The organism is Pirellulaceae bacterium (genome assembly GCA_019636385.1).
In the GTDB taxonomy this organism is placed as follows: domain Bacteria; phylum Planctomycetota; class Planctomycetia; order Pirellulales; family Pirellulaceae; genus Aureliella.
Genome location: JAHBXT010000002.1, coordinates 603,184 through 620,323, shown reverse-complemented (window position 1 = coordinate 620,323; position 17,140 = coordinate 603,184). Strand labels below are relative to the sequence as shown.

The 17,140-nt window shown below is 54.2% G+C and carries 9 protein-coding genes; 3 read left to right on the top strand and 6 right to left on the bottom strand.

Features of this window, described 5'->3' with window-relative positions; genetic code table 11:
* Window positions 1–30: 30 nt before the first annotated feature.
* The 3 genes from KF752_08055 to KF752_08045 all read left to right on the top strand — a co-directional run bounded on the left by KF752_08055 (window position 31) and on the right by KF752_08045 (window position 6,461).
* A complete protein-coding gene (locus tag KF752_08055) occupies window positions 31–1,272 on the top strand; it encodes an efflux RND transporter periplasmic adaptor subunit (GenBank protein ID MBX3421493.1) in 1,242 nt (413 codons plus the stop codon).
* A 158-nt stretch (window positions 1,273–1,430) separates the two neighbouring features.
* The gene (locus tag KF752_08050; GenBank protein MBX3421492.1) at window positions 1,431–4,535 is read left to right on the top strand and encodes a multidrug efflux RND transporter permease subunit; all 3,105 of its coding nucleotides are present in this window, start codon (window positions 1,431–1,433) and stop codon (window positions 4,533–4,535) included.
* 375 nt (window positions 4,536–4,910) lie between these two features.
* The gene (locus tag KF752_08045) at window positions 4,911–6,461 is read left to right on the top strand and encodes a hypothetical protein (GenBank protein MBX3421491.1); all 1,551 of its coding nucleotides are present in this window, start codon (window positions 4,911–4,913) and stop codon (window positions 6,459–6,461) included.
* 26 nt (window positions 6,462–6,487) lie between these two features.
* Here KF752_08045 and sdhB read toward each other — a convergent pair whose 3' ends face one another.
* From sdhB to KF752_08015, 6 genes are all read right to left on the bottom strand, one after another.
* Window positions 6,488–7,327: a succinate dehydrogenase iron-sulfur subunit gene (gene sdhB / locus KF752_08040; protein ID MBX3421490.1), complete on the bottom strand. Its 840-nt coding sequence runs from the start codon at window positions 7,325–7,327 to the stop codon at window positions 6,488–6,490.
* A gap of 54 nt (window positions 7,328–7,381) precedes the next feature.
* Entirely contained in the window at window positions 7,382–9,355 is a 1,974-nt protein-coding gene (sdhA, locus tag KF752_08035) for a succinate dehydrogenase flavoprotein subunit (GenBank protein ID MBX3421489.1), read from the bottom strand.
* A gap of 227 nt (window positions 9,356–9,582) precedes the next feature.
* Window positions 9,583–10,371 (bottom strand): succinate dehydrogenase cytochrome b558 subunit, encoded by a 789-nt coding sequence (locus KF752_08030; GenBank protein MBX3421488.1) that lies wholly within the window; start codon window positions 10,369–10,371, stop codon window positions 9,583–9,585.
* A gap of 156 nt (window positions 10,372–10,527) precedes the next feature.
* Window positions 10,528–15,336 (bottom strand): cadherin domain-containing protein, encoded by a 4,809-nt coding sequence (locus KF752_08025; protein MBX3421487.1) that lies wholly within the window; start codon window positions 15,334–15,336, stop codon window positions 10,528–10,530.
* 86 nt (window positions 15,337–15,422) lie between these two features.
* Window positions 15,423–15,695 carry a hypothetical protein gene (locus KF752_08020; GenBank protein MBX3421486.1) on the bottom strand — a complete coding sequence of 91 codons (273 nt, stop codon included), beginning with the start codon at window positions 15,693–15,695 and terminating at the stop codon, window positions 15,423–15,425.
* Between the two features lie 6 nt (window positions 15,696–15,701).
* Complete coding sequence (locus KF752_08015; GenBank protein MBX3421485.1) at window positions 15,702–16,904, bottom strand: PQQ-binding-like beta-propeller repeat protein; 1,203 nt, start codon at window positions 16,902–16,904, stop codon at window positions 15,702–15,704.
* Window positions 16,905–17,140 lie beyond the last annotated feature (236 nt).

The following is a 17,140-nucleotide window of genomic DNA, read 5'->3' as shown; positions in this document are numbered from 1 at the left end:
CATCTTTTCCTAATAGTTGTTTCGGCACTCTTGTTTAGTAACGCTGGCTGTGCCTCCCGCTCCAATCAGTATTCGCCTGCTCCACCTCCGGAGGTAACGGGGATTCGGCCACTGGTCCAGGATGTCGTGGTTTTTCTGGATAAGAATGGCGAAACTGAATCGGCTGGTAAAGCCGAAGTGCGTTCTCGGGTACGAGGCATCGTTCAGAGAATTCATTTTCAATCCGGGCAGCTGGTTGACGAGGGAGCTGTGCTATTTTCGATTGAGCCCGATGCCTACCAAGCCGCAGTGTCGGCGGCGCGGGCAGAAGTGGTGGCGGCTCAGTCTCAAGTATTAGTGGCTCAGGCGAACATCGCAGTCAACGAGGCATCGGTCGAGCAGACGCGCAATGAATTCGCCAGACAAGAGCAGCTACTAGCCCAACGCGTAACTTCGCAGGCTGAGTACGATTCTGCTAAGGCGAATCTTGTGTCAGCTAATGCAACCTCCGATGCCGCGCGTGCAGCTCTGGCCACTGCCAACGCGGCGGTTCTACAGGCCCAAGCAAAACTGGAGAGTGCAGAGTTGGAATTGGGCTACACTGAAATTCGCGCTCCTATTCGTGGCCGACTGACTCAATCGTTAGTGTTACTAGGAAATCTAGTCGAACCTGGCACTTCGCTGGTAACAATCATCGACGCTGACAAGCTGTACATTAATTTTACTCTTAGCGATCGCGAAGCGCTAGTCCTGGCAGACACTCAACGGCAGGAGGGCGCTCAACCGGCTCGCAAGGGTCCCTTGGCCTGGGCAGAGACACCTGTCTTGATCGCCCGTGAGACAGATTCTCAATTCCCATTTCGCGGGCAATTAGAATATGTTGCTCAAGAAGGTGTAGATGCAAACACCGGTACGCTTCGATTGCGAGCAACGGTGGAAAATCGCGCAGGCCAATTGTTGCCTGGACTTTTTGTGCGATTACGAGTCCCGGTCGCACTACAACACAAAGCCATCCTGGTTCCAGAGACCGTGGTTCAAACCGAGCGTAGCGGCAAGTTCGTGTTGATCGCCGACGAACGCGGAAAACTTCAGCGCCGGCCGATCAGGCTGGGCCGCCGGTTGAGCGGCTGGGTGGTGGTCGAGCAGGGACTTGGCGCTGACGAACAGGTCATCAGCGACGGATTTCACCTGGTTGCTTCAGGACAAGTTACCGTCAGCCTGCGATCGTTTACCGATAGTGAATTACCGATTCAGGACGATACCGAAATTGTTGACCTGATGCGTCAGCGCTAGCCAAACAAAAGGGAGAATTGTAGCTCCCGTCAGCCGACGGTGGGCGAGCTGACTTTTCACCGTCTGGTGAAACTGGCAACGAGTACATTTTGAAGTGCCGCCAGCTTCACAGCGCGGACTTGCCATTTTGGCGAATGCCTACCGAGAGCTTCTCACGTATGTCCCACTTTTTCATCCATCGCCCAATCTTTGCTGCGGTCATCTCGATTGTTATCGTCATTGCTGGTGCCGTATCCTTCACGTCTTTGCCGATTGCCAAGTTCCCAGACATAGCTCCACCGACAATCAAAGTTTCCGCTGTTTATCCTGGAGCCAGCGCTACCACAATCGCTGAAACTGTAGCAGCTCCTATCGAGCAAGAGGTCAATGGTGTGGAAGGCATGATCTACATGTCTTCCAACAGCGCTGCCGACGGCTCGTATGGCCTGACGGTCACCTTTCGCCAGGGCATCGATTTAGATTTGGCCGCCGTGCTGGTGCAAAACCGTGTTGCCGTCGCCCTGTCAAAATTACCGCAGGAGGTAAGACAGCAAGGCGTCACTACCAAGAAGCAGTCAACTCAGATTTTGCAATTTATTACCTTAACCGCAAACTCACATTCAGATTCGGTGGCCGATGACTTATTCTTGAGCAATTACGCGCTCAATATCAAGGACCAGCTCAGCCGAGTCGACGGTGTGGGCGAAGTTCAAGTCTTTGGCGCTGGCGAATACAGTATGCGCATTTGGTTAGATGCCAATAAACTGAAGCAGCGCTCATTAACGACCGAAGAAGTCATTCTGGCTATCCGGGAACAAAACGTACAGGTTGCTGCTGGTCAGGTGGGCGCGGCGCCTGCGCCGGAAAATACCGGAGTCCAGTTAGCGGTTACGACACAGGGGCGTCTTAACCGCCCTGAGCAATTTGAGAAGATCATCTTGCGCACCGGGGATGGCCGAGCAACCTTGCAATTGTCAGATGTTGCTCGTGTTGAACTTGGTGCCAAAGACTACACGCTGACCTCCACGTTCAATGGCCGGCCGGCAGCCTCCATCGCCATCTATCAGCTACCTTCGGCCAACGCAATTTCTACCGCGCAATTGGTAAGACAGCGTCTGACTGAATTGGCTGATAGTAGGGACTGGCCGCAATCAATCAGTTATGCAATCCCCTTCGATGCAACGACTTTTGTTTCTGCTTCGATTCGTGAAGTGTACAGCACGCTGGTCGTGGCCGTCCTGTTGGTGGTAGTGGTCATTTTCATCTTCTTGCAGGATTGGCGTGCCACACTCATACCCACAATTGCGATTCCTGTTTCACTTGTGGGCACTTTTGCCGTTATGAGTCTGATGGGGTTTTCCATCAACATGCTTTCTTTGTTCGGCATTGTATTGGCGATTGGCATCGTGGTGGACGATGCCATCGTGGTCGTAGAAAACGCAACCCGACATTTGGCGGAGGGCTTACCACCTAAGGCAGCCGCTGAAAAAGCGATGTCTGAAATCACGGGTCCCGTGATTGCCACCACCCTGGTACTCCTGGCGGTTTTCGTTCCAACAGCATTTATGCCTGGAATTACCGGACAGCTGTTTCGCCAATTCGCGCTGACCATTTCAGCGGCTGTTGTTGTTAGCACCATTAATGCCCTGACTCTCAGCCCAGCGCTCTGTGGTCTGTTACTGCGCGCTCCCCAACCTGCTTCATTTTTTGGGTTCCGCTGGTTTAATTCCGGGTTCGACTTGGCTACTAAGGGATATCGCTGGAGCGTCGATCGCCTTGTGCGCTCTGCAATCCTCACGGTGGTAGCTTATTTGGGATTGGTAATCGTAACCGGAGGAACATTTGCGCGCATTCCCACCGGCTTTATACCTGAGGAAGACCAGGGCTATCTATTTGTGAACGCTCAACTGCCCGATGCGGCGTCTAATCAACGTACCGACGAGGTCATGCAGCGGCTAGAACAGATTTATCGGCAAGTCCCGGGAATTGCCGACTCCGTGACCATCTCCGGCTATTCATTACTGGGTGGAAACGCAGGATCGAATCTCGGGTTTTCCATATTGATTCTGGAGCCTTGGGAGAAACGTGAGACAGGCGATTTGTCCGTGCAGGGAATTAGGAATGCTCTACGAAAGGAATTCTCGGCACTGCGGGCGGGACTGGTATTTTCTTTTACTCCTCCAGCCATCGACGGATTGGGAGCCGCCGGCGGGTTCCAGATGGAAGTCCTCGATCAAGGCGGAGCGGGCTACACGCAACTGCAGGATACTGCAGCGGAATTGGCTCGGGAGGGCAATACGCAAAGTGGTCTACTGGGATTGAATAGCACCTTTCGAGCCGAAGTGCCGCAGGTGTTAGTAGATGTAGATCGTACGAAAGCCAAAACCATGGGCATTGCGTTGAGTTCAATTTACGGGACTCTACAAGCCTATCTGGGGTCGGTGTACATCAACGATTTCCATCACAACAATCGGCTGTACCAAGTGCGCGCTCAAGCCGATCCAAAGTATCGTGCCACCGCAGACGATATTCGCCAACTCGAGGTTCGCAATGGTGCGGGCGAGATGGTGCCCCTAGCATCAGTGGTCTCCATCGACGATACCCTTGGCCCCACCACGGTTCGCCGCTTCAATCTGTTTCCCGCAGCAGCCATCAATGGTTCAGCGGCACCCGGATTCAGCAGTGGACAAGCTTTGCGCGTCATGGAAAGTATGGCAGATGCCAAACTGCCAAGCGGTTTTGGATATCAGTGGACTGGAATGGCCTTTCAAGAGAAGTTAAGCTCGCAGGGACAACTAGTCGTCTTGGCGTTAGCGGTCGTGTTCGTCTTTCTAGTTCTGGCCGCGCAATACGAAAGTTGGACCAGTCCGGCAGTGGTCATTGCCATTGTACCGCTGGCCGCCGTAGGTGTCGTGGTTATGTTGCTGCTGTTTGGAGCTGACAACAATACCTACACGCAGGTTGGCCTAGTTCTGCTGGTGGGATTGGCGAGCAAGAATGCAATTCTGATAGTGGAGTTTGCCAGCGAATTGCGCAAGCAGGGACACAGCATTCGCGAAGCTGCGGTCAACGCCTCGGCCTTGCGGTTTCGAGCAATTCTGATGACCTCTGTGAGCGGTATCTTCGGATTCCTGCCCCTGGCCGTCGCCACTGGGGCTGGGGCAGCCAGTCGGCGAGCCGTTGGCAACGTACTGATTGGCGGCATGATTGCAGCCACCGTGTTTTCGTTGCTATTTGTCGGAGTGTTCTTCTATCTCTTGCGATCTGCTTCTGAGAGGCGATGAATGTGGCCGCTGGTCGCTGCCATAGTCATCGTTGTCATAGTCGATGAGTAAGCAAGACCCGATGGAGTCGCCTGACAAAACGGTTCGAAACAAGGCGGAAATCATCGGCCAGCTCATCTACCGGCCTTCATGCCCCCCTATTTACCTAGTTCACCAGTAATGCAATGCGGTCCGCTTGCATAGTGTCGAGCAAAGTCTTATGTTGAGTTCCATCTACTTTCTTCGGTCTTTGAATTTCGTCGCGCATTCGCGAAGTGAACAGCGACTCTCGGATCGGTAGCGCTACTCGATTCAAGTTTCCATTTCTTTTGCTGTATTGTCGGGAACAAGCATGGTATGATGCTGCCGGCACTCAACCTTTATAGGGGACCAATCATGAACGTAAAGCGGCGAGCGTTTTTGGCGGATGTAGGTCGCGGGATGATGGTTTCGACGCTTGGCACGTCGCTGGCCATCGAATTGGGGTTGGAACAAGCCGTTGCTCTAGAAACATCGCAGCGACTGACCTTTGGCGATATCGAGCCGCTGGTCGATATGATGCAGAATACGCCTGCCGACCAACTTCAGCGAGCGGTTGTCGAGCGCCATCGATCTGGCGTTGACTTGCGGGCGCTGACCTCTGCCGCTGCGCTGGCCAATGCCCGGGCTTTTGGCGGCCAGGACTACGACGGCTACCATACATTTATGGCGCTCGGTCCAGCTCTAGATATGGCGCGCGAACTGCCGGCTGACCAGCAATTATTGCCACTACTCAAGGTCTTCTATCGCAACACCAGTCGCATTCAACAGACCGGGGCCAATGCCAATGAGGTGTTGCGGCGTATCGAAATATCGAAGAATTCCGGGGCGGCGGCGGATGCGCGGATGCTGCAAGCGGCCACGCGCGATGTGGATGTCGATCATGCTGAAGAACTGTTTGCCGTAATGGCCAGTGCTCCGCCTAATGAAGCGTACAATCATCTTCAATTCGCTATTCAAGACGAGGTGGATGTGCATCGGACGGTACTGGCTTGGCGTGCTTGGGTCATGCTGGATATTGCCGGCCCACAACATGCCCACACCTTGTTGCGCCAATCGGTGCGCTACTGCGTTGACTCGGAAGATCGCCGTCGAAAGAACAATAGAACTCCATCGGATGTCCGCGAACTGCTGCCCAAATTGTTAGATGAATATCGCCTATTGGATCGAGTGCCCGGGAGCGCTCGATTGAGTGATGATAGCTTGAACGATCTAACACAGGTCATTTTCAGTGGCGATCGTTCGCAAGCTGCTACGGCCGTTGCCGCTGCCTTATCGGATGGGATTTCACCGGCGACGGTTGGCGAAGCGTTGTCACTGGCGGCAAATCAACTGCTGTTGCATGACCCAGGTCGATCCCCCGAGTACTCTACCCCAGACAAGCCAGCCGGCAGCGTTCATGGAGCCAGCGTTGGCGTGCATGCTATGGACGCTGCCAATGCTTGGCGAAACATAGCCAGCGTGTGCAATGTGCGTAATCAATATGCCAGCCTGATCGTGGGAGCCTTCCATACGGCTGGCCAGACAAAAACCAGTGGTCCAACCCCAATACCATTCGTTGATGCTGCGGAGTCGTTGCCTTCAAACGACAAACCGTCATTGCTCGAAAGACTAACGGCATCGGTGCGGGCTAACGATCAGGTAGGAGCAAGTGCTGCCGCCTATGGACTGAGCCTGCAAGCAGACGCCAGCGAAGATGTCTTTCGTGCCTTATTGCCGTTCGCTGTCAGCGAAGACGGGGCGCTGCATGCCGAGAAATTCTATCGCACTGTTCGCGAAGAATTCGCGCGTACTCGGCCTTCCCGACGCTGGAATCACCTGATCGCACTGGCGCGCGTGACGGCCAGCGAATTTGGAAATCCCGCCCCAGGTCGCAGTGAAGCACTCCAGCTCTTAAACCTGAGCTAACATTAACACTGCGGCAAATTCCTCAATTAGGCTCCAAACAGTTTTTTCAGTAGGTGGACCGTCGTCGCTCGACCGGCTCGTCCAATGGATGTGGTCAATGGAATAGCTTTTGGGCATACCGCGACGCAATTCTGTGAATTGCCACACTCATGCACGCCGCCAGGACCTTGCAAAGTCTCCAGGCGATCTTCTTGCAAGGCATTACCTACTGGATGCGCGTTGAATAACATCGCCTGGCTTATCACCGCCGCACCTAGAAATTGCTGATCAAAAGCGGCCTTCTGGCGTTGCGCAAACTGCTGATCCGTTTCCCCTGGATTGCGAACTAGTTCCGCTTTTTGATATTGCGGACATGCGTCCAAACAACAACCGCAACTCATACATTCACTCAGCGGGTAGGCCTGCTCTTGCTGCTGACGGCTTTGCCGAGGACCAGCCCCCAAATCACCGTAACTGTCGACCGGCACCCACGCTTTGACGCGCTGCAGTCCGCGAAACAGTCGGCTGCGGTCGACCACTAAGTCTCTCAGTACCGGAAACTTGGTCATCGGACGCAGTTCGATCTCAGTGCCATTTTCATCCAACAACCGATCAACCAGTGCCGAACAGCTCTGGCGAACGCGACCATTGATGACCATGGTGCAGGAACCGCACACTTCCTCGAGACATCCGCATTCCCAAGCAACTGGGCAAACGCTTTGGCCGTCAGCGGTCGTAGCTTGAGCAGCAATCTTTTGCAGCAAGCTAATGACGTTCATATTCTCTTCGTACTCTACTCGATGCCGCTCCCAGTAGGCGGGCTGGTTAGGGCTCTGTTGGCGAAGAATTTTGACCTGAATTTTACGGGCTGACTGACGAGCGTGCATGACTGCCGATTACCATCTTGAACTCTAAAGGAAACCAAACTTAATACAACTCTGTTACTGACTGGCGGATACTTCGCGGCGCTGAGCCAGCGAGGCGCTGCGCTCTTTCCACGCTTGGTCGATCTCCTCCGCCCCAACCAATCCATACAATCTGGGACGCGGCGGGATGAGTGACGTATCTATATCTTCATATTCGATGTGCACATCCATTCCTCGGCAAGTCGCAATTGACGACCTGAGGAATCTGCGGCTATTTTCCGCGAACCGATCGCACCAAGCCTGCGCCTCGACCCGGCGCCGCTCCGGCTCTCGTTCCGCCAAGCTAGGCATAGCAAACTCGGGCTTGAAATGCGCTCCACGACATTCGTCGCGCAACAACGCTCCCTGCAAAATCGCCTTGGCTATAGGAAACATATCTCGCAAGGCCTTGGTGAAAATCGCATTCTGGTTCGTCCAGCTGCCAGTGTCTGACAGCGAACAGTTCGTAGCCCGCTGGTGAAGCTCGGCGACCTTGTCGATGGCTTCTCGCAATTGATCGTTGCGGCGCACGACGGTGGCTGCACGAGTCATGACATCGCCCAACTCTTGGTGAATTAGATACGGATTCTCACCGCCCGTGTTAGCCAACAATTGCTGGTGTCGACGTTGCTCCTGAGCCACGGCTCGCTCATATACACTTGATCGCAAATCGACCGCCGCTTTAGCCTGACCGTTAATGTAGGTCTCAATGCACGGGCCGACGAATAGCCCGCTGAAGATACAGCTCAATAGCGAATTGGCTCCCAGGCGATTGGCCCCATGATATTGGTAGTCGCATTCGCCTATCGCGTACAGTCCCGGAATGTTGGTGGCTTGATTCCGAGGGTGACCGGCTTGCAGCCCACCGTCGCTACTCTTTGCATAATCCACCCACAGGCCACCCATCGAATAGTGCACTGCCGGGAAGATTTTCATCGGCACTTGGCGCGGATCCACCCCCTGGAACTTTTCGTAGATATCCAAGATTCCGCCGAGTTTGCGATCCAACTCTGGCCGTGCGATGTGCGTTAAATCCAAGTAGACACACATTCGCTGGCTCTCAACGCTCAGCCCCTCGTTGACGCAGATATCAAAAATCTCGCGTGTGGCAATATCGCGCGGAACCAAATTGCCATACTTGGGGTAGCGATCCTCCAAGAAATAGTAGCGTTCGGACTCAGGGATCGACTTGGGCGGTCGGCTATCCTGAGGCTGTCGCGGCACCCACACACGCCCACCTTCACCGCGAGCTGATTCGCTCATGAGCCGCAATTTGTCAGCCCCCGGTATGGCGGTGGGATGCACTTGAATGAACTCGGCGTTGCCGTACTTGGCACCGACTTGGAGACAACGACTTGCGGCACTGCCATTGCAAAACACAGACATCGTCGAGCGGCCATAGATCAAGCCACATCCTCCCGAGGCCACAATGGTAGCTTCTGCGGGAAATGCTCGAATCTCCATGGAGACCATGTCCTGTGCTACAGCACCGACACAACGACCCTCATCATCAAGCACCGGCCCCAGGAAGTCCCAGAACTCGAACTTGCGCACCATGGCGTCAACTTCCCATCGTCGCACTTGCTCATCTAGCGCATACAGCAACTGCTGGCCGGTCGTTGCGCCTGCGAAGGCGGTGCGCTTGTAGAGAGTTCCACCGAACCGACGACGATCGATAAACCCCTCTTGAGTGCGATTAAAAGGCACTCCCAGGCGATCCATTAAGTCGATAACTTTTGGTGCCCAATAAGACATCTCCTTGACTGGCGGCTGATGCTGTAGAAAGTCGCCGCCATAAATGGTATCGTCAAAATGCTTCCACTCCGAGTCGCCCAGTTGACGCGTCTGATCGTTGCAACTATTGATTCCTCCTTGAGCACAGACGCTGTGAGAGCGTTTAACTGGTGTCAAACTGATTAAGTCTACAGCAATACCCAGTTCAGCCAATTTCATGGAGGCGGCTAATCCGGCCAAGCCACCTCCCACAACTACAACTCTACTCGCTGCCATTTTCTCTCCACTTTACCGAACGCTCTAATCACCACGGCTATCCGCAGCAGGCGAAACACAGGTTGCTATCTATCAAACTAAAACTGAACGTATCACTGGTGTGCCGTTACAAGCTGAACTAACCAAAGTCTTAACGCTGCCTTTCGTCTATCTTGCGAAACACCATGCTGGCGCTGTTTGGGTGTCGCACTCTACAAACCCCAGTTCCAATTAGATATCGCACAGTGTCACTGGGGCTTGGATCGTTTTTCTGGAGCGGGTGTGGTTTGCCCAGACCTCACGCCCGCGTCATACATTTGATTTTCAATGGTCCGAGCTGCGTCGACATCGACGCGACGGGCACTGACCAATGCCGCCAAGCCAACCGTCAACAAGCCTACGCCCATGAGGCTGCATGCTCTGGAAGCCCAGCGCTGAGCCTGAGGGGAGACCCAGATCCCCCAGGTAATTCCCATCGTCCAAAGCCCGTTGGCCAAGTGGTACACGCAGGCCACTATTCCCACCACATAGAAGACCGGCCACACCATGCCACTGAGCGCCATCGCTAGCGTACTGGCCGCATTGTACGGGCGAAAATTCGCCATCCCCAACGGCTCCGCGATGCCGTGACGCCACCAATCAGCATGAATCCAGCCGTGCAAGTGAAAGACGTGCCCGAAGATAAACACAATAGCGATCATCCCGCTTGCCCGCTGAAGCGAATAGCGCCAATTCGACAGATAGGGATAACTGGCCGTGTTAGACCGACCGGTACGAATGATCCACAATCCAAACAAGCCATGAAACAAAATAGGCAAAAAGATGAACACCCACTCGATCAGCGGCAGCAGTCTGCCCAGCGAGTGAATTTGATTGACGAAGAACTGGAACCTGCCAGGTCCGATCACCAGCGAGGCGTTGACCAGCAGATGGACTACCATGTAGGCCCCCACCGGGATCAAGCCTGTTAGGGAATGCAGGCGTCGGATTAGAAATTCATGCTTACCCAAGAAATCGGTGGACTGAGGCACACTCATCGCATTGTCATGCTGCACAAAGGACTCGTCGCTTGCCAACAATCATCCTGGTACAATCGAAATCCTATGACCTCGACCACACTGGCAAGCCAACTTGTGCCAAATATACCGGATCCGGCCCGATTCGTGCAGTCCAACATCGGCCAGATCGGGCCGCTAGCGCCTGCGGCGATTGTGCGCTTCACGCTCAATTTGTTGAAATGCCATCCACCACAGTCGAGGATCGGCCGCAGCCCCTTGAATTGATGCAGCTTCACCCTCGGCAGGAAATGAGGCCGACTGGCGCTGTGCGGGATCGTTCAAGAAATTGACGACAATCAATGCATCCATGGCGGTCAAGCGATTGTCCCCATTGACATCGTAGTCAAACATTGTTTGCTGCTGTAAGCTGCGCGGTATCGTGAGCGGCTGTGAGGGCTGGGCATTCAGTCGATTGACGACCTGCAGCGCATCCTGCGCGGTCACACGACCGTCGCGATTGACGTCTGCTCGCAAAACGGGATTCTGCCAGGGTGGGCGATCAACAATCTGAATGGTCACCAGCAACTCCGCAAAACTGCTGGCGTCTGACTGATCGGTTACCAGCAAGCGAGCCGTTGTCGTACTGCCACCGGCCACAGACTGGAGATATTGATCGGGCTTAAGCGCCAAGTTGCCGTCACGAATTTCAAAGCGAGGATCCAGTGAGCTGAACGTGTAACCGCCATCTGGCGAATCCTCATCCTGCACAATCAAGGGAGTTGTTACCGCACCCAGCCGCGCGGTCAAAATGCTGACGGGCAGCAAACCGTGTGGAGGATCATTTACATCGCTCAATTCGATGGGGATTTCCGCTTCTATGTGCCGAGTCGCTCCGTTTACCTCTACGGTCTCCAGCACCCGCACCTTCAGAGCTTGGCGGATAGGGTTCTCAAAATTAAAGCGACTAGCATCCGTTGCGGTCACGGCTCCCGTGGCGGAATCTAAGCGCACCCAATTCGCTTCGCCTCCCAAGACTTCCAACAACTCGAACCGCAGCGGGGTCCCATCACGATCGCTGGCACGCACGGTTCCCAAGTACTGACCAGGCGGCGGATTCTCTTGAAATCTCAGCACCTGGGAGGGTTCAATCTCGGGCGGGTAGTCGTTGGGCGGTAAAACGTTGACCACGAACTGAGCCGTAGTCGCTTTTTGTGGTGTGCCGCTGTCGTATGCTTCCACAAACAACCGAAACTGGGGCTTGACTTGCCAGTTGACCCATTCCAGCAGTCGCAGTTCGCCGGTATCCCCGTCCAGCGAAAATGCGACCGCATCCCCATCTACTATACGGAATTGGACGACTTGCCGGATATCATCGTCGGGTGCCAGCAGTCTGGCGATCAGGCTGCCGGCGGCCGTCCCACTTGGAATACTAAACGCTTGGCCAGTCAGCTGTGGGTAATGCTCGTTGACATCCTCGACTTCAAAAGTGATCGCCAGAGAGGCTGACAATGGTGGGTCCTGGTTGTCAGTAGCCTGGAAGGTGACCCACACTTGAGGCTCGACTTCATGATCTAGCGCGGTGGTCAGGCGCACCTGATTGCCCACAATCTGAAAGCGCGGGTCGGACGAGGACCACGTGATCGGATCGCCGTCGGGGTCCACTGCGAACAGCGTCCCCACAATAAAATTGCTGTGATTTTCAGGCAGGCCCTGGCGCACCAGCCGCAGTTGCTCCGGCGGGTCGTTTACATTCTGGACCGTTAACGTCACAGGCAACGATGCGGAGTATTGCTGGTCGTTTACGATCAACCACAGATTATGCACACCTACATCACGATTGCGCGGCGTGCCCGTCAGCAATCGGCTGGCAGGCGAGAACGACAGCCAGCGCGGTAGCGGACCACCTCCCACCGCCTGCATCGACCAAGTCAGTGGTGAGTCAACGTCGAAAAACAAGTCTGCTGAAAACTGATACTCGAGCCGCTGATCCTGAACAATCGCGACCTGCTCGGAGCTGGACAGCGCCACAGGCGGATCGTTCACGGGGATCACAACCACGCCCAGCGTGACCGACTGGACAGCAATTGCAAATTGTTCACTGGGATTGATCATGCGACGGATGCCGGATTGCGTATCGCTAAAACCATCCAGATAGCTGTCATCCAGCGCGCGCACAAACAGTGGATCGGGCGTACCGTAGTAATCCACAGCCGGCGTAAAGCGCAGTCGGGTAAGCCGTGACAAAGCCAGCCCACCGCTAGCATCACCTACCTGACCGATGTCTTGCCAAGGACCGCCAGTTGTGTACTGCCAATGTCCCTGCTCACTAAGCTGCGGATTGGCCACAACAACGACGCCTGCCAGAGTCGCGCTGTCAGGATCAACAAAGCTACCGCTCCACAAAGCCGCGACTGTCGCACCCAAATTCTGGACAGCGTCTTCCAGTATTTCAGGCAAATTGGCTGAGCTAATGACTGGAGGATCGTTCACGGGCTGCACGGTTATATTAACCGACTGACGGAACGTACCGGCCAAGACAAACTCGACCGTTCGGGTAGCACTGGAAGGATTATCTGTCACGTGCACAAAACCGATGCTGCGCAACACAGTCTCCAAACTACTCGCATCCGCATTGTTGCCAAACTGTATGGACAGTCCTGTTCCAGCAAAGGCCGATGCCCAGGTTCCCAGGTCGGTATTGCCCAACAAAAGTCGATTTCCCAGTGTGCTAATTCCTTGGCTATTGATAAAGGTCAAGAAATCTCCTACCTGGGATGCAGATGTGATAGACACCGTCAACGTCACTCCCACCACGTTTTCAATCTGCAGGACCTGACTAGTGGCAGCTACGGCGACAGGCGGCTGATTTTCAACATAATTGGTCTGCGCCGGTGCAATATTCACTTCGATTGTCGAGACTTCAATGGCGAAATCAGCATTGGAAATGTCAAAGAAGATATTGTTGTGGCCGCGAACCATGACTCGCGCGCGTGCCGTAGAAACATTGGGAACTGTAATGGTGGCTGATCCCGTGTTGGGAACTTGATCGGCAATTACAATCGGGTATGTAAAACCACCGTCTAACGAGAGATAGATTGAAACGTTGACGGCTCCGATTGGCAATGCACTCGTCCCCGCCACATCCCACTGGACCGATTGTTGCGACAGACCGCGCCAGCGAACCGCCGCAGTATTGGGCTGGGTGACGGCAAATGGCCTGCCGGTATCGACGACTCGCAGTCGCACATTATCCGTATTGAATGCCCCCGCTCCTGGAAAATTGTCGCGCACCGTGACTCGGAAGTTTAAGTCGCGGTTGGTGGTGGGCAATGTCTCCGACGATTGCGATACATTATTAATCAAATCTGGAAGTCGCGGTACATAGCGCGTACTTTCGGTCACCGGAGCAAATGCGCGGATGATAGCTCCTTGGCCAGTGTCTCCCGCCGACAAGGCTCGCTGCGGTCCGAGATCAAACTGCTCCCAACTATAGGTCAGCGATTGTGGATTGTTGGCATCGGACCCAATGGCTTCCAGGACGAATGGCGTTCGAGCCGGAATGGACAACCCAGATGGCACCAGTGACTCCACTTGCGGAAGCGCATTGGCAAATGGAATTCTCGCTCCGACGTCGGGCACAATGTTATCCATATGGTTCATGAACAATTGTGCACTGAGACTGTGATAGTACGGATCGTAGTTATTCTGAATGTTATCAGCACCACATAGCCCTGCATAACTCATAAACGTGGACCCGCTCCCCGGCTCAATGGCGGTCTCCAGCGCAATATTGTCTGCACAGGCCCCACCGGCACCCGAAAACGTGTGACGCGAGCCCATTTGATGGCCGATTTCGTGCAATACAACGTGGTCAAATCCGACACTTGGCCATCCGGACGTGGCCCCCCCGGCTTTAAAAGGTCTGCCTAATGAAGACACGTATGCGACGCCATTACCCGCTCCCGACGCATAGACATGGCCAATATCGTAGTTATTGGGTCCAATCACTTGGTCCATCAACTGGATGTTCTCGTCAATGTTGGCGCGTACATTGTTAGCGGTAAACGGATCGTTACCTGCGTTCAAAAATGTCAATTGATCGTTGTTGGCAATCAATTGAAAGCTGATGGACAATTCGTTTTGCGTAATAGCGTTGATTCGATTGAGGCTCTCGACGATGGCCGACTGAACAGCCTGCATCGTGCCACCAATCTGCTGGGCATATCCACTATTGGCTGAAATTCCAATGCGGTAGACTCGCAAACTGGTTCCCGAGTTGACCGCTGCCGTTTGCCCGGCACTCACGTCTCGTATTTGTGCAAGGAATTGATCATCGGTGTCATGTCTAAGGGGCGTTGACCATGAATGATGGTCACCCAACGACTTATCTACCAGTAGTTCGTCAGACTCGAGCCAGGACGCGCGGGCCGATGGCTTATACGCCACATATTGATTGTCCGCGTGACCATCAACAACGCGATCGACAACGTAATCTCCGTCGAGAGAGCGGACGATAGCATGAAACCCAAGGTCTGATATCCCAAAGCGGAGTGTCGTTCCGGGATTGTCCTGGCTGTAACCTGCATAGGTACGAATACTGGGAAACTTCTCAGCAAATTCAGCCGCATAAACCGGTGAATACGCAAACGAAAACTTTTCGAATCCACCCTGTATCGTAGGCAACTCAATGCTTGAAAGTCGGTGGCTGGCGGACACTAAATCATTCAGCCCAGCAATCGCCTCTGCATCTCGCGGAATCTGGCTGAGCTGATTTGTTAGTTGCGACAAGTTCAACTGAAACACCAGCGACGCCTCCGAGACTGGTTGGCCAACTACAGCCTCTGTGGCTGGCGAACGCTGGTCGTTGGGCCAAGACTGAGCCTCCCACAGTTCACGGCCAATGGCCGCTGCCAACAATAGGCGCCCCTCCAACTTCTCGACTCCCAAGATGCGCTTGCGGTTCGCAGCAATACAATACCGACGGCTCTGGGGGTGACGACTCATAAGAACCTCAAAGCAAGTAATTCTCGACAGTCGATTCGATGCTCCATAGTATACACACCTGGCGGATGGTTTCCGCAAAGCGACTGTTATCCGAGTGTGTAAAATGAGCGGTTCTTGGTCCTGCTGGCTAATCGCCGATAGTTGATGACTGGACTATCGTACTCAATGAAATCAGGCTCATACTCGAAGGCGGTGGAGGATTCGGCCGCGAGTACGGTCACCTCCAACAGTAAGGTACTGGTAATAGTGAGCCGAACTCTGGGTTCATCTGAGTCTCTTTGACGCAACTGTTCACGACTCGACTGGCAATTATTGCGATCAGCCATAGCGTTTTCTTTTCGGTCACGTGATTCCGGCATCGAAAGCTACTGTGCAATTCGCACTAACTGTGATGTGGTTCTTAAAATAAGTGAATCTCGCAAGAGTGCCGGCGACGCGTTGCAACCTTCGTCGAGCCGATTTTCGCCAACCAATTGCGGTTGGTCGGCGACGGTGAACACATAGCCCGCACCATCATGATCCACGGCAATGACATGCTGGTCGGTGGCCACCAAAGAAGCACTGAATTTGCCTCCTAGACGTTGTTGCCAGCGAATCTCACCAGTCTGGACATCTAAACGCGAGATTACTCCGTCGTCGGATACTACAAACAACTTTCCGTTGACCAGGACAGGGCTCGGCTTGGAACCGATCGACTTATGCTGGCTCCATACGATGTGGCTGTCGGTCACATCTCCGCTGCCGTCGGCTCGCACACACAGCAATTTGGGTTTGCTGAAGCCGGTACTTAAATACAGAAATTGACCATCGAACAGCGGGCGAACGGTCGTCGAGTGCTCTTCGTAGCGGACTCGCCACAATTCTTTCCCGGTCAGCGGATCAAGCGCCAGACAGGCCATGCTGGCGGGGCTGATCAATTGGTCGTGGCCGTCCAACTGGATCACTCTTGGAGTCGAAAAGGCCTTGTAGTAATCGCCATTGTCAGTCCCATACTCAACTTGGCGATCGGCCTTCCAGACCGTCTGCCCGGAGACGCGATCCAGTGCGATGGCATACTGATAGTCAAACCCGTCCATGTGAAAAATCAGCAAATCGCGGTAGAGAATTGGCGAACTGCCGGGACCGCGATAGTGATTACAAGGCAAATCGCGTCGTTGCCAGCGCAGGCTGAAGTCACTCCTTCGCAAACAAGCGGTACCGTAAGCCCCAAAATGAACATAGATGTGCTGATCATCCAGAACCGGGGTCGGGGAGGCATAGCTGTTCGTGATGTGATAGTCTGGCTGGACGACTTCATTTTCGAAAATCAATCGATCGTGAACAATTGCACCGCTGTCCAAAGCAACGCACACCACATGCATCTTCAGCCCGTCTTCGGTTGCCGTCGTCAACCAAATCTCATTGCCATCTACCACTGGCGACGACCAACCACGACCGTGAATCGTAGTCCGCCAGCGTAGGCCGCTGGTCGGGCTCCACTGAATCGGAAATCTGGCCAATGGAGCGCGGCCGTCATCGAGATTTCCACGGAACTGGCGCCACGAATCCCCGGAATACTGAGCACACAATACCGTGTGACTGCTAGCACTAGCGAGGAGAGCCGCGGCTGCAATTACGCAGAATACAATCTTCCGGTTAACGTCCATAAACTCCTCAGCGTTTTGCGATGCCTGCGCTGAACATAAAGAATTCTGACACCCACTGCTGCTAGCAAGAGATGCGGCGCAAGCCCCACTTGTCCCCCACTTCCTGACCACCTGTGACAGGGCATGCATTATAGGCACCTAATTTGGCGAGCGTCTGA